Raw genomic sequence first — 3,756 nt, forward strand, 5'->3', positions numbered from 1 at the left:
CTTGACGTAGAATGACTACGCCGGCGCAAGTGCGCCTTGCATCTGGCCGCTTAGCGGCCCGCTGGTATCACTATTTAGTTCCATACAGGACACTAGTGTAACGGCGATGTCGCCAGTCTCCCTGTTTACGACTGTGCCCGCAAGCCAGCTTCAACCCAGCTCAAAGAGGTCCCTGTGCGCAAATCCCGCCTGATCACCCTCGCACTGCTGCTGATAGCGGTGGCGGTCTGCTGGTGGGGATGGCGGGACAGGGACCAGGTTGTCCCCTGGCTGGTCAACCCGTGGCTCGGCGGCGACCGGATTCGCTCCGCGCAGGGCCTGCAGTTGAGTGCCGATGCCATCTCGGCCGAAAGCCTGGAAATCCTTCTGGCCAGCGGCGCCAGCATCCAACTGCGCGACTTGCGGCTTCGGCACCCGCTGGGCACGCTGTTCGGCGGTGAAGACAATCGCAGTCAACTGACTATCACCGGGCTTACCTATTATCCGGCACCGGCTCCTTTGGAGCCCGATGATGAAGCCGCGACAGAAATCCCCCGCGCGGAAGCGGAACCGGAACTCTACTTCAGCGAATTGCTGCAACTGCTGCGCCGCAGGCTGCCCCGGCAAATCGATATCGATCAACTGCAATGGGCCGGGCCCGAGCGCCGCAGTGGGCGTTTAAGCCTTCGCCGGGAGGGCGGCGACACCATTCGCGGAACCCTGTACAGCGGCGACCTGGAGGCCCGGTGGCAACTGCTCACGCGGGACACCGACGTCCGGCTTCGCGCGCGGATTTCCTCCGCTACCGGGGAGAGCGTCCTGCAGTTGGACGGCAGTGCCACCCGCCAGGAGAAAAAAGAGTGGCAGGGAGAATTGCGCTTGCAGGCGGAGCTGGAACAGCTGGCGGCGTTACCACCCCTTGCCGGAGCCGTCACCGGGGCCGGCGGCGAGTTTTCCCTCAGGATTGAATCGCAATTTCCCGATCAGTTGCTCAACCTGGAGGGATACCGCCGGACAGTCGCCCGGCTGAGCGCAAAGTCCCTGCACTTTCCCCTGCCGGAAGACCCGATCGGCATGCCGCTTCAACTGTCCGCCGACACCCTGGAGCCGCTCTCGGTGGACCTGGCGTCACTGTGGCCGCTGACCCCCAGGCAACTGTCCGGCAGCGCGAACATCCGTATCCTGTCTCCCGGTACCGAGGGCACACTGCTGGAACTACAGCTCGGCGCGCGCACGCCGCGGGACGCCCCCCTGCTCACCGCAAACGGCAACCTGGACCTGCGCGCCGCGGCACCGCTGTTTCAGTCCGCCCGCTGGCGGGAGGCGTTGAGCCCTGTTGCGGTGAGCTCCCCGGAAGGCAATCTCTCCTTCCGGGGAACAGCGGAATTGCTGCCTCTCGCGGAGATGAACGCGCAGCGCCGCCGCAACCCTCTGCGCCGTTTTACCGTGACTCTTCTCCCGGAAGGCAGTGCAAAAGCAGTGGTGGGCAGTTCCGACGGGGACTCCCTGTTGGCGCAGCTGGGCTGGAATCGCGGGACGGCGGAACTGCAACTGCCCGCACCGGTTACGATTGTGGCGGCCCGGTGGCCGGGCCCGGTACAGGTTGAAACGGAGACGGTACAGATCCGCGCCCGGGAAGCGGCGGAAACGCTCTCCCTCGACACCACCCTGAAAAATATCCGCTGCAGACTGGAAGAAGATATCCGATGCACTCTCTTCCAGGAATCGGCCATTTCCCGGCTCGAATTCGACGGTATTGACATCCGGCAACTGCAGTCCGACGGCCAACTGGAATTTTCCCGGAAAGATGAACAACAGCAATTGCGACTGATCAATCCGTCCCTATCCACCGGGGAAATCCGCACGGAAACGGTACAGGTGAAATCCGCGACGCTGGAGTCCGCGGAGGTGGAGTGCACCCGGCACAAACAGGACTTCAAGTGCTTCGGAGCATCAGCCGGTATTGAGCTGGATGCGCTGAGCGGCCCGGACTTTCAGCTAAAGGGCGTACTGGCACTGAACGATCTGCACTTCGCTTCCGCCGCCGGTCAGCTCCGGACCAGAGCCCGCTACCGATCCGATGAGCTGCAATTGCGGGCCCGCAACCAGTACCAGCTGAAAGCCAGCGTTGCCGGCGATTTGACCGCCGAGGGAAACCGGCTCAGCGGCAACAATCGGCTGCGCTCCGGGGCGCTGGCCATTGAAAGTGAATGGCGGTACCAACTGGACAGCGACGCGGGCAGCGCCACTTTCACTCTGGAGCCCGCGACTTTCAGCCAGCAACAGCCGCTGAGCGACTCCATAGAGGGGCTGCCGGTGGACCTGGTGGCGGGAGAGCTTTCCGCCAAAGGCCGGCTGTCCTGGCCCGCGGCGCAACGGGACTTTCTCGACGCACGGCTCGATAAAGTGGCCGCGGTCTACGGGGATGTATTTGCCGTGGGAATTACCGGTCAGCTCTCCAGCGGCCGCAAGGGTGACAACTGGATTGCGTCGCGGCCTCAGCCGTTCACAGCGGAAACCCTGGATATCGGTGTCCCGGTAGAGAATATCCGCCTTGCGGTCTCGCTGGATGACAAACGGGACCTGGTATTGACCGGCATCCGTGCGGAATTGCTCGACGGCGCACTGGAAGCGCGCGAGCTGCGCTGGAACCTGGACGGAGAGCCGCGCAGCGGCCTGGTAAACTTCTCCGGCATTTCCCTGCGGACGCTGACCCGGGAGCTGGAAACGGAAAACTTCGCCGCAACTGGCACCGTCGACCTGCAGATACCGCTGCACACCGGTGACGAGGGCATCACCGTGAAACAGGGCCGGATCGAGGCACGCCCCCCCGGCGGGCGGCTGCGCTACTACGGCGCCTTCTCCGCCGATATGCTGTCCGCGAACCCGCAACTCAAACTGGTCGCCGGAGCCCTGGAGGACTACAACTACCGGGAGCTCTCCGGCACGGTGGAGTACCCTCCCAGTGGCGACATGCAGATGCAGCTGAAACTGGTGGGGCGCAGCGAGTCGGTGGCCGCCGATCGGGACCTGATTATCAACCTGAACCTGGAAAACAACATTCCCGCCATGCTCCGCTCACTGCAGGCCAGCCGCGACCTGACCGAGGCACTGGAGAAACAGCTCTAGTCGGAGTTCAGTTTGGGTTAAGCTACCCGGGCTACAATGCCCCTGTTGTTCAACCCCGAGGAGCGTCCGATGACGACCACCCGACTGATTCCGCCGCTGTTGCTCAGTACTGTCATCGTGGCGGGCTGCACGCCAACCGTAGCGGTGCAGGCGCCCAAAGAGCCGATTACCGTCAACCTCAATGTGAAGATAGAGCACGAAATTCGTGTGAAAGTCGACAAAGAGCTGGACAACGTGTTTGAGGATAAAGAAGGAATCTTCTGAGGAGCCGAACCATGAAGCTTGTAAAGACTGCCCTGCTCTGCCTGGGCCTGGCCATCGCCCTGCCCGTCGCGGCCATTACCCTGGACGAAGCCAGAAGCCGGGGACTGGTGGGAGAGGCCAACAGCGGCTATATCGCCGTGGTGAGCCAAAGTTCGCCGGAACTGGAAAGCCTGGTGGCGGAGGTGAACGCCAAGCGCAAGGCGGAATACGCCAGGATTGCCAAGCGCAACAATATCGATATTTCCCAGGTGGCCGCGCGCGCAGCGGAAAAACTGGAGGCGCGGCTGTCCGCCGGGCAGTACTACCAGGATACCCGCGGGCGATGGGTCAGGAAATAATGGCCAATTAGTACCCTGTAGGAGCGGCGGGGCGGCCGCCCCGCCG

3 protein-coding genes are annotated in these 3,756 nt (G+C 63.1%); all 3 read left to right on the plus strand.

Annotation, left to right across the window (positions count from 1 at the left end; genetic code table 11):
* The first annotated feature begins 174 nt into the window (after nucleotides 1-174).
* The gene (locus ACRC0P_RS01560; RefSeq protein WP_438627844.1) at nucleotides 175-3,108 is read left to right on the plus strand and encodes an intermembrane phospholipid transport protein YdbH family protein; all 2,934 of its coding nucleotides are present in this window, start codon (nucleotides 175-177) and stop codon (nucleotides 3,106-3,108) included.
* Between the two features lie 69 nt (nucleotides 3,109-3,177).
* Nucleotides 3,178-3,372, plus strand: a complete 195-nt coding sequence (locus ACRC0P_RS01565; protein ID WP_438627846.1) for a YnbE family lipoprotein — start codon at nucleotides 3,178-3,180, stop codon at nucleotides 3,370-3,372.
* Between the two features lie 11 nt (nucleotides 3,373-3,383).
* Nucleotides 3,384-3,710: a YdbL family protein gene (locus tag ACRC0P_RS01570; protein WP_438627848.1), complete on the plus strand. Its 327-nt coding sequence runs from the start codon at nucleotides 3,384-3,386 to the stop codon at nucleotides 3,708-3,710.
* The last annotated feature ends 46 nt before the right edge of the window (nucleotides 3,711-3,756 follow it).

The sequence above is a fragment of the Microbulbifer sp. genome, assembly GCF_051659245.1.
Taxonomy (GTDB): Bacteria; Pseudomonadota; Gammaproteobacteria; order Pseudomonadales; family Cellvibrionaceae; genus Microbulbifer.